The organism is Halalkalicoccus jeotgali B3 (assembly GCF_000196895.1).
Taxonomy (GTDB): Archaea; Halobacteriota; Halobacteria; order Halobacteriales; family Halalkalicoccaceae; genus Halalkalicoccus; species Halalkalicoccus jeotgali.
Genome location: NC_014297.1, coordinates 423,751 through 440,559, shown reverse-complemented (window position 1 = coordinate 440,559; position 16,809 = coordinate 423,751). Strand labels below are relative to the sequence as shown.

The following is a 16,809-nucleotide window of genomic DNA, read 5'->3' as shown; positions in this document are numbered from 1 at the left end:
ACTCACACGTGCTATCTATTAACAATGTATGGGAGAGCCATCGAGTGCGGACGACGATCCTCACGCGAGGTCGGCGATGAGGGCGCCGACGAGCTGCTGGAGGACGTAGTAGGTGACGATCACGACGACAACCATCACGGAGCGGTAGGCGAAGGCGATCAACAGCGCGATACCCAGGTTCTTCAGCCCGGCGGTGAAAAACAGCGGGAGGTACGTCGAGCGGTCGATGCCCATCCTGACGCCGACGGATCGCACGAGGACGAACCCGGCGCCGAGCAGCGACACCACGAGTGCCATCACGACGGCCAGGCCCGTCGGGTCGATGGCCCCGATGTCGACGCTCGCGATGCTCGAGTAGATCAGACACAGGATCGCGAGACCGGAGGCCCGGTCGACGGCGACGTCACTGATCAGGCGATCGGGGAGCACGACCGCGAGCGCGACACCCCCGAGGACGATGACCAGCAGGTCGATCACCATGGTCTCGGCGGGGACCGCAACCCGTCGATCCAGAAGCGAGGAAAGCACGACGGGAGTGACAAGCGGTGCGACGGCGAGCGAGCTGATCGAGACGAGCGCGGCCACCTCCGAGTCACCCCCGGCCAGCCGGGTCCAGATAATCGCGCTGCCGGCCGTCGTCGGCGCGGCGAGAACGATCGCCATCCCGAGCAGGGCGTCCCCGGTCAGGAACGCCCCGGCGACCCGGATCCCCCCGAAGGGCAACAGGACGTACGAGACGACGAGCGAACAGCAGATCACGAGCCCGTAAGAGCGGTACTCGACGGTCGCCACCTCGATCCCGCGAAGCGAGCCGTAGATCAGAAAGACCACGAGCGGGGTAACGAGGACGTCCGCGTACTCGCCCGGCCCCGGAACGAGGACCCCGAGGGCGACCGCCCCGAGGACGAGCCACACGTTCTCGAAGCGTCTCGCCCGCGCGACGTATCGGTTCCACGGTCGGTTCACGTATCGGCTCCCTGTTTCGCGATACCCGGACTCTCGGACGAACGGAACCAAAAATCCGTCGCTCAGCGAACCCTCGAAACGTCTCGGGCCGGTCGATCGCCGGCCGGGAACGCCGACCGTCACTACCGAGGGGTTGATGCGGTGCTATCGGGAGAACACGGAGTCGGCGGACCCGACAGGGAGGACCGAAGTCGGACCGCCGTGACGCAGTAATCAACGGGCGATACCTGTTTGGCGGGCGATACGGCAGTGAGCGAGCGATACCTGTTTGGCGCGTGGTTGGCTTGTTTTCGATCGATAGTGTGTTTCCGTGGTAGTCGGAACGCGATGCGATCGGTCTGTTACCCACCGCGCGTCGCCCGGGCGGCAGGCGTATGTGGTTGTATAGCACGCACCATAATAAAGATTTCTGATATCCGAATGTGGCTTTTCCGAGACCACGGGCGGGCGTTTTTATGGTTCCGCTCCCCGACCGTACCGACACGATGGCACGACCCCTACTACGGCGGGCACCCGAGGACCGAATCGAGGTGCTCGCTCCCGACGGGAGCGTCCGTGCGCCCGATCTCGTTCCCGATCTCCCACCCGAGACGCTGGAGCGAATGTATCGAGACATGCGCTTCTGTCGGCGCTTCGACGAGCGCATGATCAGCCTCCAGCGCCAGGGGCGCATGGGGACCTATTCGTCGCTTGCCGGCCAGGAGGGCGCACAGATCGGCAGTACCTACGCACTGGCCGACGGCGACGTGCTCTCCTATCAGTACCGCGAGCACGGCGCGCTCGTTCCCAGGGGAATGCCCTGGGAGTATCTCCTCTATTGGATGGGCCACGAGGCCGGCAACGCCCGTCTTGCCGACCTCGACGTGCTCCCGCTGAACATCACCATCGGCGACCACCTCCCCCACGCCGTCGGCTACGCGTGGGCCGCGAAACTCGACGGGGACGACAAAGCGACCGTCGCACACTTCGGGGACGGCGCGACGAGCGAGGGCGACTTCCACGAGGCGATGAACTTCGCGGGGGTGTTCGACACCCCGTCGGTCTTCGTCTGTAACAACAACGGGTGGGCGATTTCGATTCCGAGGGAACGCCAGACGATGAGCGAGACCCTCGCGGGGAAGGCGGCGGCCTACGGGTTCGAGGGCGTGCAGGTCGACGGCATGGACCCGCTCGCGATGTACGCAGTGACAAAGGCCGCCCGACAGAAGGCGCTCGATCCCGACGAAAGCGAGGCCCGTCCGACGCTGATCGAGGCGGTTCAGTACCGCTACGGCGCTCACACCACCGCCGACGACCCCTCGATGTACCGCGACGACGCGGAGGTCGAGGAGTGGCGCCAGAAGGACCCGATCGACCGTTTTGAACGGTTTCTTCGGGACGAGGGAGTGCTCGACGACGACCGGATCGCCGAGATGGAGGAGGGGATCGAAGCGTCGATCACGGACCTGATCGACCGGGCCGAGGAGTACGAGGCCGACCCGAGCGAGATGTTCGAATTCGCCTTCGCGGAACCGACCCCGCGGCTCGACGAACAGCGCGAGTCCCTCGATCGCCTGCGCGAGGACCACGGCGACGAGGCGTTGCTGGCCGACGAGTGAGGTCGGTCAGTCGGCCGCGACCGCCTCGACGGTCTCGCGGATCTCCTCGACGAGCGCGGGGAAGTCCCGCTCGTTGCCGGTTTCGACCCACCGGTAGACGATCTCCCCGTCTCCGTCGATGACGAACACCGAGCGCTCGGCGACGGACATCACGTCGTAAAACCCCTCTCGGACGACATCGTAGGCGCGGATGACCTCGTGCTCGTAGTCACTCAGCAGTGGAAAGGTAAGCCCTTCCTGGCGGATGAACTCGTTTTGGGCAAAGGGGAGGTCGGTGCTGATGCCGTAGACGCTGGCATCGACCTCTTCGAAGGCGCTCAACGAATCGCGGAAGGTACACATCTCCTCGGTACACCCACTGGTAAAGGCCGCCGGGAAGAAGGCGAGGACGACGGGACCGTCCCCGAGGTGCTTCGAGAGCGTGAACTCGCCGACATCGTTGTACGCCTCGCCGCGGGCGATCGGGACCGTGAAATCGGGCGCCGACTCGCCTGTCTCGATCATGATGCCCGGTCGTCGGGTCGCCTCTTAGGACTGCCGGTGGACCGAACCGTCGTATCGCCCGCCGTCCGAACGCTTAAACGGCGAGCGAGCCATTCCGTGGCATGAAATTCGGCGTCTACGTCAACCCACAGACCGTCGCGAGCGAGACGGGCCGAGAGCTCCGCGAGGGGATGCTCCGAATCGCGAGGACCGCGGAGGCGGCGGGCTTCGATCAGGTGATGGCGGGCCAACACTACCTCTCGGATTTCACGCAGCTACAGCTGTTGCCCTTCCTCGCGCGCCTCACCGGCGAGGTCGAGGACATGGAGATCGCGACCGGGATCGTCCTCCTGCCCTTTCATCACCCCGTCGAGATCGCAGAACAGATCGCGACCATCGACGCGCTCCACGACGGCCCGACGGCCTTCGGGGTCGGGGCGGGCTATCGCGACGTCGAGTTCGAGGCCTTCGGGGTCCCAAAGGCCGAGCGCGTCCCACGTCTGATCGAAGGGCTCGATCTGACCGAGCGACTGCTGACCGAGGAAAGTGTCACCCACGACGGCGAGTTCTACACCGTCGAGGACGCGACGATCCCGATCCGGCCTCCAGAGTCGATCCCAATCTGGCTGGCCGCGAACGCGGATCGGGCGGTCGAGCGCGCCGCCCGCATCGCCGACGCGTGGCTGGTCAATCCCCATGCGACGGTCGGGGAGATCGCCGAGCAGAAAGAGCGGTGCTACGACCCGATCCGTGCTGAACGCGGGGAGGGTTCGGAGGTACCGGTGATCCGTGAGGCGTTCGTCGCACCGACCCGCGAGGAAGCCGTTTGGGTCGCCCGCGAGCATCTGGAAGAGAAGTATCGGCGGTACGTCTCGTGGGGACAGGACGAGGCGATGGAGGACACCGAAGACCTCCACCGCCCCTTCGAGGAACTCGCCGAGGACCGGTTCGTCCTCGGGACACCCGCGGAGGTCTGTGCGGAGCTCGAACGCTACGAGGAGGAGCTCGACGCGAGCCACGTCCTCGTGCGCTCACACTGGCCCGGGCTCCCCTACGAACGGGTCTGTGAGTCGCTCGAACTGATGGGCGAGGAGGTGCTTCCGAACCTGTAGTCAGCGCCCGGTGCGTACGAGGATATCGACGACCGAGACGCCATCAGGACCCACGAGCACGGGATTCAGATCGAGCTCCTCGATTCGCGGTTCGCGCGCGCCGACCGCGAGGTCGCCGACCCGACTCACGAGACTCGCGAGGGCATCGAGATCGCCCGCTGACCGGCCGCGATACCCGCTCAAGAGCTCGCCGAGTGGGGTATCGGCGATAGCCGTACGGACTTCGGCGGGCTCGACCGGCGGGAGCAAGGTGATGCCGGCGTCGGGGCCGAACAGTTCGACGAGTTCCCCACCCGGCGCGACCGTCAGGACGGGCCCGAAACTCTCGTCGGTCGAGACGCCGACCAGCACCTCCGTCGAAGCGTCGAGGGCCGCCATCGTCTGAACGAGCACGCCCTCGATGGCGGGATCGGCGTCGGCCAGATGCTCGCGAGCGTTTCCGATCACCCGCTCGTACTCGTCGGCTGCGTCTGCTGGCTCCACGCCAACTGCGACCGCACCCGCGTCGCTACGATGGGGGAGGTCTCTGGAGTCGACCTTCAGGACGACCGGCCCGCCCATCGCGTTCGCGTGGTCGGTCGCTTCCCCGGTGCTCGTCACGAGTCGGGTCTCGGCGGGCTCGATCCCACCTGCTTCGAGCAGTGTCGCGCCCTCCGTCCACGTCAACACCCGCCCGGCGGGGAGTGTTGGCGTCTCGACCGCCGGTACGTCGGTCAGCGGTCGTGGCGTGCCCTGGCCGGTTCGCTCGCCAAAGCGGACCAGCGAGGAAAGCGCGTCGAGACACCGGCCGGGGTCGTAGTACAGCGGCGTCTCCCGGCGCACCCGCTCGTACGGAAGCGGCGAGTCGTCCTCGCTCGCCTTCCGGCCGGTCCAGAGGAAGAGCACGGGGTCGTCGGCCATCTCGCGCACCCGGAGCATGGCGTCCGCGATTTCCTCGGCGCGCTCGCCGACCGCCGGCAGTCCGACCGCAAAGACGTAGGCGTCGAAGGCGTCGTCGGCGAACAGGACCTCCGCGATCTCGGGGAGGACGTCCGCGCCATACCCACGAATGTCGGCGGGGTTGTACATCGCACCGAAGGTGAGTAAGTCCTCCATGTCGAGCAACGCCTGCTCGGTGTCACCCGACAGCGGCGGCAGGGAGAGGTCGCGTTCGGCGGCCATATCCGCAAGGAGGCTCGCGAGCCCGCCGCTGGTCGAGGCGAGACAGACGTTCGCGCTCTCCGGCGGGTCGAACGCCGTATGGGCGCGCGACCTGCCGAGCAGATCGGGGATGTCTGGGACCCGCTCGACCCCCGCGCGCTCGAAGGCGGCGTCCCAGGCGGCGGCGTCGCCCGTCACCGAGCCCGTATGCGAGAGGGAGGCCTGCTCGGCGACGGCGGACCGGCCGACCTTCGTCGCGAGGACCGGCGTCCCCCCTCGGACCGCCTCGCTCGCGCTCTCGACGAACCGCCGGGGGTCGTCGATCCCCTCGATGTACGCACAGATCGCCTCGACCCGGTCGGAATCGGCCATGAACTCGACGTAGTCGGCCATCGAGAGACCCGCCTCGTTGCCGGTCGCGACGATATAGGCGAAATCGATGTCCTCGTCGGCGGCTCGCTCGTAGAAGGTCGTAAACGCGAGCGCGCCGGACTGGCTCACTAGCCCGATGGAGCCCGCGCCGGGTTTTCGCGAGCAGGTCGAGGTGATCACCGTTTCGTCGTGGGTGTTCGCCAGTCCGATGGTATTGGGCCCACAGATCGCCATGCCGTACGTCTCTCCCAATTCGCCCAGTTTCGCTTCGAGGGCCGCACCTTCGTCGTCAGCCTCGGCGAAGCCGGCGGTGATGACCAGCGCGCTCGGGACCCCCATCTCGCCGGCGTCCTCGACGACCCCGAGGACGTACTTGCGGGGGACGCTTACCACCACCAGATCGACGACCGGCACGTCACTGATCGAATCGTGACACGGCTCGCCCCAGACCTCCTCACGGCTCGGGTTGACGTAGTAAACCTCGCCGTCGAAGCCGTACTCGGCGAGGTTCTCGATCAGGTTCGAGGCGTACCACGAGTCGGGGCTCGCGCCGACGACCGCGATCGAATCGGGCGCGAGCAGCGCCGCCATCCGCTCGGTGTTCATACTCGACCGTCCGAACCCGGCGACATAACTCCTCGCCCGCGTTCGTCTCGTGGTTACTCCAGCCACGTGATGAAGGGGTCACCGGTGGCCGCCTGCCGGATATACTCCCGCTGTGTGTTCTCGATGGCCGTCCCGAGATCCGCACCGTCAGCGAGGTGCTCGCGGACCTGCTGGCGCTTCCAGACGCTCGGCGTCGTCCGCTCGGTCCAGCGCCCCTCGACGGGAGCGAGCAGCCCCTCGATCCGGTCGAGAGCGACCCCACGCGCTCGGAGTCCCTCGCGGGCGAGTGCGAACAGGTCGTCATAGATCTCTCGAGAATCGGCCGTCTTCTCGCCCTCACGGGTGAACCACGCCAGTCGGGCGTCGATTCCGTCATCGGCCGCGGCGTAAAAGGAGTCCCGCGCGTCGCTCCACGGCAGGTCGGGAAGCGGGTGGCTGCTCGCGACGATCCCGTGGAGCAGGCCGACGACGAGCGCCAGGAAACCGACCGTATCGGCGGTCGTCGGCTGGGCGGCCAACGGCCGATACTCGATTCGCACCCCCTCGGGACCGAAGATCGGGCGGATCCATCGCCAGTAGGTGCCCTGCTTGTGGAGCAGTTCCCAGTAGTCGGCCCCGAACCCCTCGCTCTCCTCGAACCACTCGCTAAGACACGGAACGCAGCGCCGATCTGCGAGCAGTCGGTCGAGGACGTCCCCCGGACCGTCGACGTCGCGCGGGAAGCGCACTTTCCCCGGCTCGTGGACGTTCATCGCCTCGAAGACCGGAACCCGGAGTTCGGCCGGCCCATTGAGGACGACGGCAGGATCGGGCTCCGTATAGAGGTCGGCGGGCAGGAAGGGAGCGTTCGTCGCCAGCGCCACCACCGGCCCGGCGGTCCGCAACGCCGCGTTGTAGTAGCTGGCGAACTCGGCCGTGGGGACCTGCAGGTGGACCTGCATCGAGGTCGCGAGCGACTCGACGAGGATCGTCGGAAACCGTCGAGAACAGCCCGGAACGGCGAGTTCGACCGGGCCGTCGGCGGTGATGTCGGCGTCGAGCGCGTGATAGCGTGCCTTGGGCGCGATGTTCGGCGAGACCGCCCGCCCGTCCTCCTCGTGACGGGCGCTCAGGTACGTGTTCGCACCCTCGGGCGGCGGGATCGTCCACATCCCGTCGGTGACAAACCCCAGACGGGCGTCGGCGAGCGCCCGCCGGAGGCCGAAAAGGCGCTCGTCGAGGGCGACGAACTGGGCGTCGATTCCAGCGGCCGTGAACGCCGTCGCCGGGGTGTTCAACTCCGCGTTGTGCCGGCCGAGTTCGCGCTCGCAGATCGACCCGAAGACCCCTTCAGGGACGGCTGCGAGACGACCGTCCGCATCGACGGTGTACCCCTCCAGTTCGAGTCCGAGTGAGAAATCGGGGTCGAACGCACCCGACGCAAACGCCTCCCGGAGTACCGCCGCCTGCGCTTCGACCCGGCGGTCAAACTCGTCGCGGACCCCCTCGCGTCGCGTCCGGTAAACGAGCGCCGTCGGTTCCATACCCCTCCTCCGTGCCCCTCACTCATGAGTATTGGTAACACGACTCTTCATCCGGGCGATCCGGCGATATTTGTAGAGGAACAGGAGCGGATGCTGACGGCGGACAACCGCTGTGGTTTTGCAGTTCGACCGGGATCACGCAGGGTCGTATCGCGGACGTTCACGACACCGTTGACCGTCAGGGCCTCCTGTGCTCGCTGGCTTCGTTCGGAGGAGGCGGTGCAGACTAACTGGACGTGAAGCGGGAAGCCCGCACGTTCGTAGTCGATCTTTGGCATGTACCCCTCGATGATCCCGGCCTCTTCGAGCTGTCCGATCCGGTTGCGGACGGTGCTCGGCGAGACGCCGACCTCCGCACTGATCTCGTCGTGGGTCGTGGTGCGCGCGTTCTCCTGGAGCATGTACAGGATCCCCCGATCGATCTCGTCGAGGAGGAGCCGCTCGTCCTTCTCCCTGACCATACCTGCCGATCGGGATGAGCGATAAAGGATGTTTGGTGGTTGTCCGGTCTCTCGCCGGCACGAGTGCCTGAACCTACGAGGGGGTCGGATTCCGGACGAACAGCCACAGCGAACACAGGAGCGCAACGACGAGCGCCCCGGTGACGATGGCGAAGGCGACCCGGTAGCCGAACTCGGTGTAGACGACCGTGCCGCCGACCACATCCCCGGTCCGGTAGGCGTCGAGCACCACGCCCATGGCCGTCGGGAAGACGGTCGCGCCGACGAACCCGGCGGTGTTGACGGTCGCGGTGGCGACCCCGCTCGCCTCCGGAGGATAGCGCTCCTTGACGACCGACAGCGCGAGCACCGCCGCCCCGACGAGAAACCCACAACAGAAGTAGACGCCGGCGACGACGGGAAGCGGCGGCCGACCGAAGACCGGAATGACCCCGAGCGCGAGCGCGAACAGTGCGAGGCCGACGCTCATGGGGAGCAGCCGACGCTCGATCCGATCGGAGAACCAGCCGATCGCGGGCGGCCCGATAAACATCCCGACCGAGCCCAGCAGGGTGAAGTACGACGCGGTCGTCACGTCCAGCCCGTAGACGACCACGAGATACGGCACGCCCCACAGGCCGATGAGCGTCAGGAGCGTCCCCATTCCCGCGAAAAAGACGGCGGAAAGCAGCCACTGGTCGAGGTCGCCGGCGAGCGTCCGCAGGTGACGCCCGGTCCCGGCGAGCGACACCGAGGGCTGTTCGGGAACGCCCTCGATGGGGTCGAGGCCGGCGGCGGCGGGCGAACTCCGCGCGAGGGCGTAGACGGCGACGCTCGCGAGGAGACCGACGGCCGCAAGCGCCAGCACGGTCCGTCGCCAGCCGACGGTCGCGGCCGCGACCGCAAGCGGCGTCGTCGCGAGGATCGCTCCGAGGCCGGCGACGCCGGAGGTGAGTCCCGCCATGGTCCCGAACTCGTCGGTCCGAAACCAGTTCGCACAGAATCGAAGGATCGAGACGAAGATCACGCCGCTTCCCAGCCCGATGATCGCCCGCGAGAACAGCGCCATGGGGTAGCTCCCGCCCAGCGCGAACCCGACCGCACCGGCGCTCAAGAGCACGGCACCGGCCGACCCGACGTGACGGGGACCGACCCGGTCCGCGAGCACGCCCGTCGGAACCTGGACGAGCGCGTAGACGAGGAAAAACGAGGCGTGAAGCGTCCCCAGTTGGGCGGCCGTCAGATCGAACCCGGCGCTCAGGCGCCCCGAGAGGACCGCCGTCGAGAGCCGGTGGAGGTTCACGAGCAAAAAGACCGTCGCGAGCGCTCCCCACGCGAGCCATCGGCGTTTCGTCGGGTCCGAGAGGGCGCTCACATCCGACACTCCCACGGACCGGTCCTAAGCGTTGTGAAGGAGGTGACCGACGCCGATTTCGGGGTCGGCGTCGCCAGCGACTAAGTAGTATCCCGCCGTAGCCCGAAGGGCATGGTAGACAGTACCTTACAGGAGGAGCAGGCGCCGCTGAAAGAGGAGTACACGGAGAACCCCGATGCCGCCCGGATCACGCTGTCTGCGACCGGCAGCGAGCAGGCCGACGTCCGGTCGTGTGACGTCGACATCGGGCGGGCGGTCTACGAGGCCGAACTCCACGAGGGCGCGGCGGGCCCGGGGACCGGCGCGTGCTCTGGCGACCTGCTGTTGGGCGCGCTCGCTGCCTGTTCACAGCTCACCGCTCAGGCGGTCGCCGACGCCTTCGGCCTCGACGTCTCGATCGAGACGGAGGTCAGCGGGGAGCTGGACCTGCGGGGCACCCTAGGGATCGACGAGGAGGTCCCGGTGGGGTTCGAGGAGATCCGGATGGAGGTCACCGTCGAGGGGGACGTCGATGCGGAGACGGCCGCGTCCCTCCAGCGCGCGACCGAGAAGTACTGCGTCGTCTATCAGACGCTCGCGAACGCGCCCGCGATGGGGACCGATTGGACCTTCGAGTAAGCCATTCCGGCCGACGACCCACACACAGCTATTTGAACCCCTGTGTCGAACGATCAACCGACTGTGGTCACCGCTTCGCCGTCCGTGGATAGGCTCACCGACCTCCTCGCGGTGCCCGTTCTCGGGCTGGTCGTCCTCGCGACCGTCACGGATCGGTTCAGCTCGATCCACCTCGTGCTCGCGTACCTCTTTCTGGCGGCCATCGCGTTCAACCAGTACGACGTTCGCGCCCACGAGGGGATCTCGCCGCTGTTCTCGCTGCAGGTCGGCCTGACCTTCGCGCTCGGCACCGCCCTCATCGTGCTGGTCGTCGGCGGGCTGGGCGTGCGGATCCTCGAACTGTGTGCCGTCTTCGTCCTTCTGTTGGCGTTCGTCCTCGCACGCGACGACCTCCCGAGTTATCTCCCGGCCGCGGGACCGTATCTGGCCGCCTTCGCGGTCTTGTTTGCGATCTTCCTGTATCACGCCGGGGAGTTCCCGGCGGATTCGGGACTCGGGCTCTTTCCCGTCTTCGCGGGGGTCGTCCTCGCGTTCAACTGCTTCGTTCTCCCGCGGTACGTCTCGGCCGATGCCGTCTGGTGGGCGACGACCGCACTCGCGACCGGCGCGGTCGTCCTCGCCCTGCCGACGCTCGTCGTCGGCGACTACGGCCTCTGGCTGTTCGAGGCCCGTACGTGGGACGGGACGACGACGCTCCCGCTTCTCGACCGGGAGTTCCCGATCGTGCGCTCGGTCTTCGCGAACCCGAACTCGTTCGGACTGTTGGTGTTTCCGGGGATCGTCGCGGCCACCGTCGCGACCCACCGGGCGCTTCGCTCGCGGTCGGTTCTCGCACTCGCCCCCGCGAGTGCGCTCCCGATCCTGGCGTTCGGGCTCTTCCTCTCGAACAGCCGCGCGAGCATGCTCGCGACCGCGATCGCCGTCGGTCTCTACACCCTCGCGAGCACGGACAGGCGGCTCCTCCCGGTCGCGCTCCTCGCCGTTCTCGTCGCCGTTCCGGTGTTTCTCGTGGGGATCTACTACTCGGTCCTACCGATCGACCCCGCGAACCGGTTCGCGCTCTGGCGGGCCGGGCTCGAGGCGACCGTCCGGGACTCGGGACTGTTCGGGCAAGGTATCGTCGGGACGCGGGAGGCCATCGAACCGTACCTCCCCGATCCCGTCGGGACCTACACCTCACACAACTCCTATCTCTCGATAGCGATCCGGACCGGCCTGCTGGGCGGGCTCGCTTACTGCGTGCTCGTGCTGGGCCCGATCGTCCACGGGGGTTGCGCTACGCCCGTGTGAACGCCGGGATGCTCGCACTCGCGGTCGGCTTCGCCGTCCACCAACTGTTCGAGGGCTACACCCTCTATCAGTTCGGCCCGGGGTCGGTTCTCGGGGCGCTTGCGGTCGGCTACACGATCGCGAGCTTCGCCGGGCGCCCGACCCCGAGGCGGGCCGACAGTGTCGCTACTGCGAGCGATGCCGGTAACGACTCGACCGCGCCGAGCGAGGCTTTCGGCTACGGTCGGGAGGTCCGGTACCGGGCCGAGCGCCACGACGAGCGGTCGTAACCTATCGGTAGTGAGGGGATCGACGGGGAATCAAAACAGCTCGTCGACGTACGTCGTCGTGTGCTCGTTCGCGCGAAAGCCCTCGTCTGCGAGCATCTCGCGGTGGAACGGGATCGTCGTCGGGAGGCCCTCGATTTCGGCCTCGCGCAGAACGCGTTGTCCCCGCTGGATCGCCTCCTCGCGATCCGCGCCGGTGACGACGAACTTTGCGATCATCGAATCGTAGTACGGGCTGATGGCGTCGCCCTGGTCCACACCGTCGTCGACGCGGACGCCGAAGCCGCGAGGTGGTCGATACGTCTCCAGGGTGCCGGGCATCGGCGCGAACGATTCCTCCGGGTTCTCGGCGTTGATACGGAACTCGATGGCGGCTCCACGAGGATCGACGTCCGCTTGGGCGTAGGGCAGCTTTTCGCCGGCGGCGACCCGTAGCTGGCAGCCGACGAGGTCGATCCCCGTGACAGCCTCGGTGATCGTGTGTTCGACCTGGATCCGGGCGTTCACTTCGAGGAAGTAGAAGTCGCCGTCCTGATAGAGGAACTCGACGGTCCCAGCGTTGACGTAGTCGTTTTCGGCGATCCCGCGGCGGGCAGCCTCGCAGAGGTCCGTTCGCTCCTCGTCGTCCAAGCCGGGTGCGGGCGTCTCCTCGAGTAGTTTCTGCTGGCGGCGCTGTAGCGTACAGTCGCGTTCGCCGAGGTGGATCGCGTTGCCGTGCGTGTCGGCGATCACCTGCACCTCGATGTGGCGCGCGTCGTCGAGATAGCGCTCGACGTAGACGTTCGGGTTGTCGAAGTACTCCTTGCCCTCGCGGCGGGCTGCTTCGAACGCCGCGTCGACCTCCTCGGGGTCACCGACGACTTTCATCCCACGTCCGCCACCACCACCCTCTGCCTTGATGGCGATCGGATAGCCGTGTTCCTCGCCGAACTCCCTCGCCTCCTCGGCGTCGGCGACGGGATCGGTCGTCCCCGGAACGATCGGCACGTCCGCGCGCTGCATGAGTGTTCGCGCGCGGGTCTTCTCGCCGAAGTCGCTCATTACGTCGCTGGGCGGGCCGATCCAGGCGAACTCGCTGTCCTCGACGGCGGCGGCGAAGGCGGCGTTCTCGGCGAGAAAGCCGTAGCCGGGATGGATCGCGTCGACGCCGGTCTCCCGGGCGGCCCCGATGATGACCTCACGGTCGAGATAGCTCTCACGGGCGACCGACGCGCCGATGTGGTGGGCCTCGGCAGCCAACCGGACGTGTTTGGCCGTCTCGTCGGTATCACTGTAGACGGCGACCGGCGTTACGTCCGCGTCGTAACACGCCTGGATCACCCGCACGGCGATCTCTCCCCGGTTTGCGATCAGCACTCGTTCGAACATTACCGGCGGTACGCGGACCGGCGATATAAGCGCGCAGTTGTGGGGCCGGTCGGTGACACGGCGTACAGTCAGCGGGAAGATGACTGACAACCGGACTGTCGAGCAGAGTATATACCCTTACCGCCGAAACCGGTTCGGTGTATGCCAGCAACAACCATTGGACGGACGGAGCTTACCGACGTCCGCTACGAGCACGGCGGGGACGATCACGTGTTCGTCGAGTTGGCCGAGGAGATGAGCTTCGACGCCAACTTCAGGGCGATGGCGATCACCCAGCAGATCCGCGAGCGCGATCTCGACGGCGTCAACGAGATCTGTCCGGCCAACGCCTCCTATCTGATCCAGTTCGACCCCGAAACCCTCCGCCCCGACGCGCTGATCGAGGAGCTACGGGACCTCGAGGAATCGGTCGAACTGACCGAGTACCGCTGGGACACCCGCGTGGTCGAGATCCCCGTCCTCTACGAGGACCCGTGGACCGAGGAGGCGCTGATGGACTTCCGGGAGCGCCATCAGGATCCCGATTCGACGGACCTCGAGTACTCCGCGCGGATCAACGGCTACGAGAGCGTCGCGGCGTTCATCGAGGCCCACGCGGGCCAGCCACACATGGTGACGATGATGGGCTTTGTCCCCGGACTTCCCTTCGCCTTCCAGATGGTGCCCCGCGACCGGCAGATCGAGGTACCCAAATACGTCGCCCCGCGGACCCACACCCCGAGCCGGGCGATCGGCTATGGGGGAGCGTTTACGGCGATCTACCCCGTTCCGGGGGCCGGCGGCTACCAGCTGTTCGGGCGCACCCCCGTCGAAGTGCTCGACGTGAAGCAAGAGCTACCGGGCTTCGAGGACTCGCTGGTCTTTCTCAATCCGGGCGACATCATCAAATTCCGCCAGATCGACCGCGAGGAGTACGACGCGATCAGGGAGCGCGTCGAGGCGGGGACCTACGAGTACACGTACGAGCAGACGGAGTTCGTCCCGGGCGAGTTCTTCGAGCGACCCTACGAGTACAACGACGAACTCGTGGAGGCCCTCGAATGAGCATCGAAATCCGTGACGGCGGCCTCTCGACGACCGTTCAGGACACCGGACGCTTTGGCCAGTACCACATCGGCATGCCGCCCTCGGGCGCGATGGACGGGTTCGCACACGAGGTGGCCAACGCCCTCGTCGGCAATCCCGAAGGAGCGGCGACCCTCGAATGCACCTATCAGGGGCCGACGGTCGAGTTCCGGGACGAACGGGTGATCGCGGTCACCGGCCCCGATATGTCCCCGGAGCTCAACGGCGAGGCGATGCCCACCTGGGAGGCGGTCGCCGTCGAGGCGGGCGACGAACTGGCCTTCGGGTTCGCGACCGAGGGCACGCGAACCTACCTGGCCATCTCGGGCGGGATCGACGTCCCCGAGATCATGGGGAGTCGCTCGACGTACACCTTGATCGGGCTGGGCGGCCACGAGGGCCGGGCGCTCGAAGCGGGCGATTCGCTCGCGCTCGGGGAGAGCGGGGACCGGAGCGACCGGGCCGGGAGCGCAGTCGAGGGGAGTCATCGACCGAGCTACGGCGAGGACGACCCGATCCGGATCGTGATGGGGCTGTGTGACTACCGGCTCACCGAGGAGTGCAAGCGTGCGTTTCTCGACGCCGAGTGGAAAGTCGGCGCGGAGGCCGACCGCGTGGGCTACCGGCTCACCGACGGGATCGACATCGAGTTCGTCGAGCGCGAACAGCCCTTCGGCGCCGGACCGGACCCCTCGAACGTCGTCGATCTGGGCTACCCCGTCGGCTCGATCCAAGTCCCCGACGAGCCGATCGTGGTCATGCGCGATGCGGTGACCGGCGGGGGCTACGCGACGGTCGCCACGGTCATCAGCCCCGACCGGGATCGTCTCGCCCAGCGCCCGACCCACGGCACCGTCTCGTTCGAGTCCGTGACGGTCGAGGAGGCACTGGCGGCGAGGGAGGACCAAAGCGAGCGGTTGGCGACGATCCGAAAGGCCTTGGAGTAGGCGACTCAGGCGATCTCCGAGAGGGGCGCGAGTTCGATGTCGTGGGCCGCGATCCGCTCGTGGATCGCTTCGAGTATCTCGACGGAGTTGGGTGTATCACCGTGGATACAGATGCTTTCGGCGGGCACGCCGATAATCTCGCCGTCCGCGGCTTCGACCTCGCCGTCGAGGGCGATGCTCACGAATCGATCCGCGACGAGTTCGGGGTCGAGCGACTCCTTCTTGCGTTCGACGATGAGGCTGCGATCCGCACGATAGGTGAGGTCGACGTAGCCCTCGAAGACCGCCCGCAGGGAGTCGAACTCCCGGGCGACCTCGTAGATGTTGGTATCGGTCGCCAGATAGACGATCTCGGGATTGACCTCGATGATCCCCTCCATGACTGCGCGGGCGTGCTCGGGGCTTTCGGAAAGCATCGAGTACATCGCGCCGTGGGGTTTGACGTGCTGGATGTGCGTGCCGTTCGCGCGGGCGAAGGCGTCGAGCGCCCCCAACTGATAGACGACGTACTCGGTCATCTCCTCGGGGGTGACGTCCATCGTCCGCCGGCCGAAGCCCATCTTATCGGGGAGTCCCGGATGGATCCCGATCCCCACGTCGTGCTCGCACGCGAGCGCGACGGTCCGGTCCATCACGTGGGGATCGCCGGCATGGTAGCCGCCCGCGACGTTCGCCGAGGTGATGTAGGGCATTACCGCCTCGTCGCGGCCCATTTCCCAGTTCCCGAAGCTCTCGCCCATGTCACAGTTGATGTCGACCCGTACCATGCGAGAGACTCGCGACGGGGCGCACTATAGCTTTCGTCCGAGGCGATCCGGTGGCCTCGCCGAGGCGTCGCTATCGATCGAGAACGGTTCGAAAACGGGCGGTGTGTCAGAGGCACCCGTCGAACGCCCCATGCGGGGAACCATGAGCGCAGTGGAGGTTCGTATATCCCCTCCCCTCGCCGTCCCCATGGTGGCGTTCACTAGGACATACGCGATCAACAAGCCAAAGCCAACGGGTTGATAGAGAAACGTGTTTATATATTCTCGTGTTCAGACGGTGGTATCATCGACACCCTTCACCCATGAGCATCATCGCCGAATTCACCGTGCCGACCGAACAGTTCGCACTGTACGACACCCTATGCCACGTGCCCGGGATGGTCGTCGAGGTCGAGCGCGTCGTCACGCACGGCCCCAATCAGATCATGCCGTATTTCTGGACGGCGGGTGGGGACCGGGAGGCGTTCGAGGCGGCGGCGAGAGACGACCCATCGGTTGAAGACCTCAGGACGGTCGACGAACTCGACCGTGCAGTGTTGTATCGGGCGAAGTGGATCCGGGACGTCGAGTCGATCGTCTACGCGTACACGGAAACCGGCGCGGTCCTGCTGGATGCGACCGGACGCGACGAGCGCTGGGAACTCCAGTTACGGTTCGATTCGGAGACGACCTCACATAGTTCAAAGACTACATCGACGACAACGAGTTCGTCCTCGATCTCACGCGACTGTATCACCCATCGTCCCCGACGACCGAATCGCACTCCTCGATCACGGAGACACAGCGCGAGACGCTGATCGCGGGGCTAGAATCGGGCTACTACGAGACGCCCCGAAAAACGACATCGGCCGAGTTGGCCGAGAAGTTCGGGAT

The 16,809-nt window shown here is 66.6% G+C and carries 16 protein-coding genes and 1 pseudogene; 9 read left to right on the top strand and 8 right to left on the bottom strand.

Features of this window, described 5'->3' with window-relative positions; genetic code table 11:
- Positions 1–60: 60 nt before the first annotated feature.
- On the bottom strand, positions 61–966 hold the full coding sequence (locus HACJB3_RS02240; protein WP_238532793.1) for a bile acid:sodium symporter: 906 nt from the start codon (positions 964–966) through the stop codon (positions 61–63).
- Positions 967–1,451: 485 nt separating this feature from the next.
- Between HACJB3_RS02240 and pdhA the strand changes: the two genes are divergently transcribed.
- Positions 1,452–2,564 (top strand): pyruvate dehydrogenase (acetyl-transferring) E1 component subunit alpha, encoded by a 1,113-nt coding sequence (gene pdhA, locus HACJB3_RS02235; protein ID WP_049934511.1) that lies wholly within the window; start codon positions 1,452–1,454, stop codon positions 2,562–2,564.
- A gap of 6 nt (positions 2,565–2,570) precedes the next feature.
- Here pdhA and HACJB3_RS02230 read toward each other — a convergent pair whose 3' ends face one another.
- Positions 2,571–3,068, bottom strand: coding sequence for a redoxin domain-containing protein (locus HACJB3_RS02230; protein WP_008418385.1), 498 nt, complete (start codon positions 3,066–3,068; stop codon positions 2,571–2,573).
- A 101-nt stretch (positions 3,069–3,169) separates the two neighbouring features.
- On the opposite strand from HACJB3_RS02230, the gene HACJB3_RS02225 reads away from it, so the two are divergent.
- Positions 3,170–4,159, top strand: coding sequence for an LLM class flavin-dependent oxidoreductase (locus HACJB3_RS02225; RefSeq protein WP_008418387.1), 990 nt, complete (start codon positions 3,170–3,172; stop codon positions 4,157–4,159).
- Here HACJB3_RS02225 and HACJB3_RS02220 read toward each other — a convergent pair whose 3' ends face one another.
- The 4 genes from HACJB3_RS02220 to HACJB3_RS02205 form a co-directional block, all read right to left on the bottom strand.
- Positions 4,160–6,277 (bottom strand): acetate--CoA ligase family protein, encoded by a 2,118-nt coding sequence (locus HACJB3_RS02220; protein WP_008418389.1) that lies wholly within the window; start codon positions 6,275–6,277, stop codon positions 4,160–4,162.
- 53 nt (positions 6,278–6,330) lie between these two features.
- Positions 6,331–7,800 carry a hypothetical protein gene (locus HACJB3_RS02215; protein WP_008418391.1) on the bottom strand — a complete coding sequence of 490 codons (1,470 nt, stop codon included), beginning with the start codon at positions 7,798–7,800 and terminating at the stop codon, positions 6,331–6,333.
- Positions 7,801–7,847: 47 nt separating this feature from the next.
- Complete coding sequence (locus HACJB3_RS02210) at positions 7,848–8,261, bottom strand: Lrp/AsnC family transcriptional regulator (protein ID WP_008418393.1); 414 nt, start codon at positions 8,259–8,261, stop codon at positions 7,848–7,850.
- A gap of 73 nt (positions 8,262–8,334) precedes the next feature.
- Positions 8,335–9,615, bottom strand: coding sequence for an MFS transporter (locus HACJB3_RS02205; protein WP_008418394.1), 1,281 nt, complete (start codon positions 9,613–9,615; stop codon positions 8,335–8,337).
- 111 nt (positions 9,616–9,726) lie between these two features.
- Here HACJB3_RS02205 and HACJB3_RS02200 point away from each other — a divergent pair, with 111 nt between their 5' ends.
- The 3 genes from HACJB3_RS02200 (at position 9,727) to HACJB3_RS02190 (ending at position 11,792) form a co-directional block, all read left to right on the top strand.
- Positions 9,727–10,233, top strand: coding sequence for an OsmC family protein (locus tag HACJB3_RS02200; RefSeq protein WP_008418396.1), 507 nt, complete (start codon positions 9,727–9,729; stop codon positions 10,231–10,233).
- Between the two features lie 84 nt (positions 10,234–10,317).
- A complete protein-coding gene (locus HACJB3_RS02195) occupies positions 10,318–11,523 on the top strand; it encodes an O-antigen ligase family protein (RefSeq protein WP_013199341.1) in 1,206 nt (401 codons plus the stop codon).
- Positions 11,520–11,792: a hypothetical protein gene (locus HACJB3_RS02190; protein WP_008418399.1), complete on the top strand. Its 273-nt coding sequence runs from the start codon at positions 11,520–11,522 to the stop codon at positions 11,790–11,792. Before HACJB3_RS02195 ends, HACJB3_RS02190 begins: the two co-directional genes overlap by 4 nt.
- Positions 11,793–11,822: 30 nt before the next feature.
- On the opposite strand, the gene HACJB3_RS02185 is transcribed toward HACJB3_RS02190, so the two are convergent.
- Entirely contained in the window at positions 11,823–13,157 is a 1,335-nt protein-coding gene (locus HACJB3_RS02185) for an acetyl-CoA carboxylase biotin carboxylase subunit (RefSeq protein WP_008418401.1), read from the bottom strand.
- Positions 13,158–13,298: 141 nt separating this feature from the next.
- Here HACJB3_RS02185 and HACJB3_RS02180 point away from each other — a divergent pair, with 141 nt between their 5' ends.
- Together HACJB3_RS02180 and HACJB3_RS02175 are read left to right on the top strand one after the other, a co-directional pair.
- Complete coding sequence (locus HACJB3_RS02180) at positions 13,299–14,201, top strand: 5-oxoprolinase subunit B family protein (RefSeq protein WP_008418403.1); 903 nt, start codon at positions 13,299–13,301, stop codon at positions 14,199–14,201.
- Positions 14,198–15,169, top strand: a complete 972-nt coding sequence (locus HACJB3_RS02175; protein WP_008418406.1) for a 5-oxoprolinase subunit C family protein — start codon at positions 14,198–14,200, stop codon at positions 15,167–15,169. Before HACJB3_RS02180 ends, HACJB3_RS02175 begins: the two co-directional genes overlap by 4 nt.
- Positions 15,170–15,174: 5 nt before the next feature.
- Here HACJB3_RS02175 and HACJB3_RS02170 read toward each other — a convergent pair whose 3' ends face one another.
- Positions 15,175–15,936: a LamB/YcsF family protein gene (locus tag HACJB3_RS02170; RefSeq protein ID WP_008418408.1), complete on the bottom strand. Its 762-nt coding sequence runs from the start codon at positions 15,934–15,936 to the stop codon at positions 15,175–15,177.
- Positions 15,937–16,238: 302 nt separating this feature from the next.
- Between HACJB3_RS02170 and HACJB3_RS02165 the strand changes: the two genes are divergently transcribed.
- Entirely contained in the window at positions 16,239–16,733 is a 495-nt protein-coding gene (locus HACJB3_RS02165; RefSeq protein WP_008418410.1) for a bacterio-opsin activator domain-containing protein, read from the top strand.
- Positions 16,706–16,801: pseudogene (locus HACJB3_RS21175) on the top strand (helix-turn-helix domain-containing protein); the annotation flags it as partial. The gene HACJB3_RS02165 and the pseudogene HACJB3_RS21175, both read left to right, overlap by 28 nt.
- Positions 16,802–16,809: the final 8 nt, after the last annotated feature.

Excerpts from the sequence above, each read along its gene's own strand:
- HACJB3_RS02170 (WP_008418408.1), bottom strand. The coding sequence starts at position 15,936 with ATGGTACGGGTCGACATCAACTGTGACATGGGCGAGAGCTTCGGGAAC.
- HACJB3_RS02200 (WP_008418396.1), top strand. The coding sequence starts at position 9,727 with ATGGTAGACAGTACCTTACAGGAGGAGCAGGCGCCGCTGAAAGAGGAG.
- HACJB3_RS02215 (WP_008418391.1), bottom strand. The coding sequence starts at position 7,800 with ATGGAACCGACGGCGCTCGTTTACCGGACGCGACGCGAGGGGGTCCGC.
- HACJB3_RS02185 (WP_008418401.1), bottom strand. The coding sequence starts at position 13,157 with ATGTTCGAACGAGTGCTGATCGCAAACCGGGGAGAGATCGCCGTGCGG.
- HACJB3_RS02210 (WP_008418393.1), bottom strand. The coding sequence starts at position 8,261 with ATGGTCAGGGAGAAGGACGAGCGGCTCCTCCTCGACGAGATCGATCGG.
- HACJB3_RS02230 (WP_008418385.1), bottom strand. The coding sequence starts at position 3,068 with ATGATCGAGACAGGCGAGTCGGCGCCCGATTTCACGGTCCCGATCGCC.
- HACJB3_RS02165 (WP_008418410.1), top strand. The coding sequence starts at position 16,239 with ATGAGCATCATCGCCGAATTCACCGTGCCGACCGAACAGTTCGCACTG.
- pdhA (WP_049934511.1), top strand. The coding sequence starts at position 1,452 with ATGGCACGACCCCTACTACGGCGGGCACCCGAGGACCGAATCGAGGTG.
- HACJB3_RS02220 (WP_008418389.1), bottom strand. The coding sequence starts at position 6,277 with ATGAACACCGAGCGGATGGCGGCGCTGCTCGCGCCCGATTCGATCGCG.
- HACJB3_RS02225 (WP_008418387.1), top strand. The coding sequence starts at position 3,170 with ATGAAATTCGGCGTCTACGTCAACCCACAGACCGTCGCGAGCGAGACG.
- HACJB3_RS02175 (WP_008418406.1), top strand. The coding sequence starts at position 14,198 with ATGAGCATCGAAATCCGTGACGGCGGCCTCTCGACGACCGTTCAGGAC.
- HACJB3_RS02180 (WP_008418403.1), top strand. The coding sequence starts at position 13,299 with ATGCCAGCAACAACCATTGGACGGACGGAGCTTACCGACGTCCGCTAC.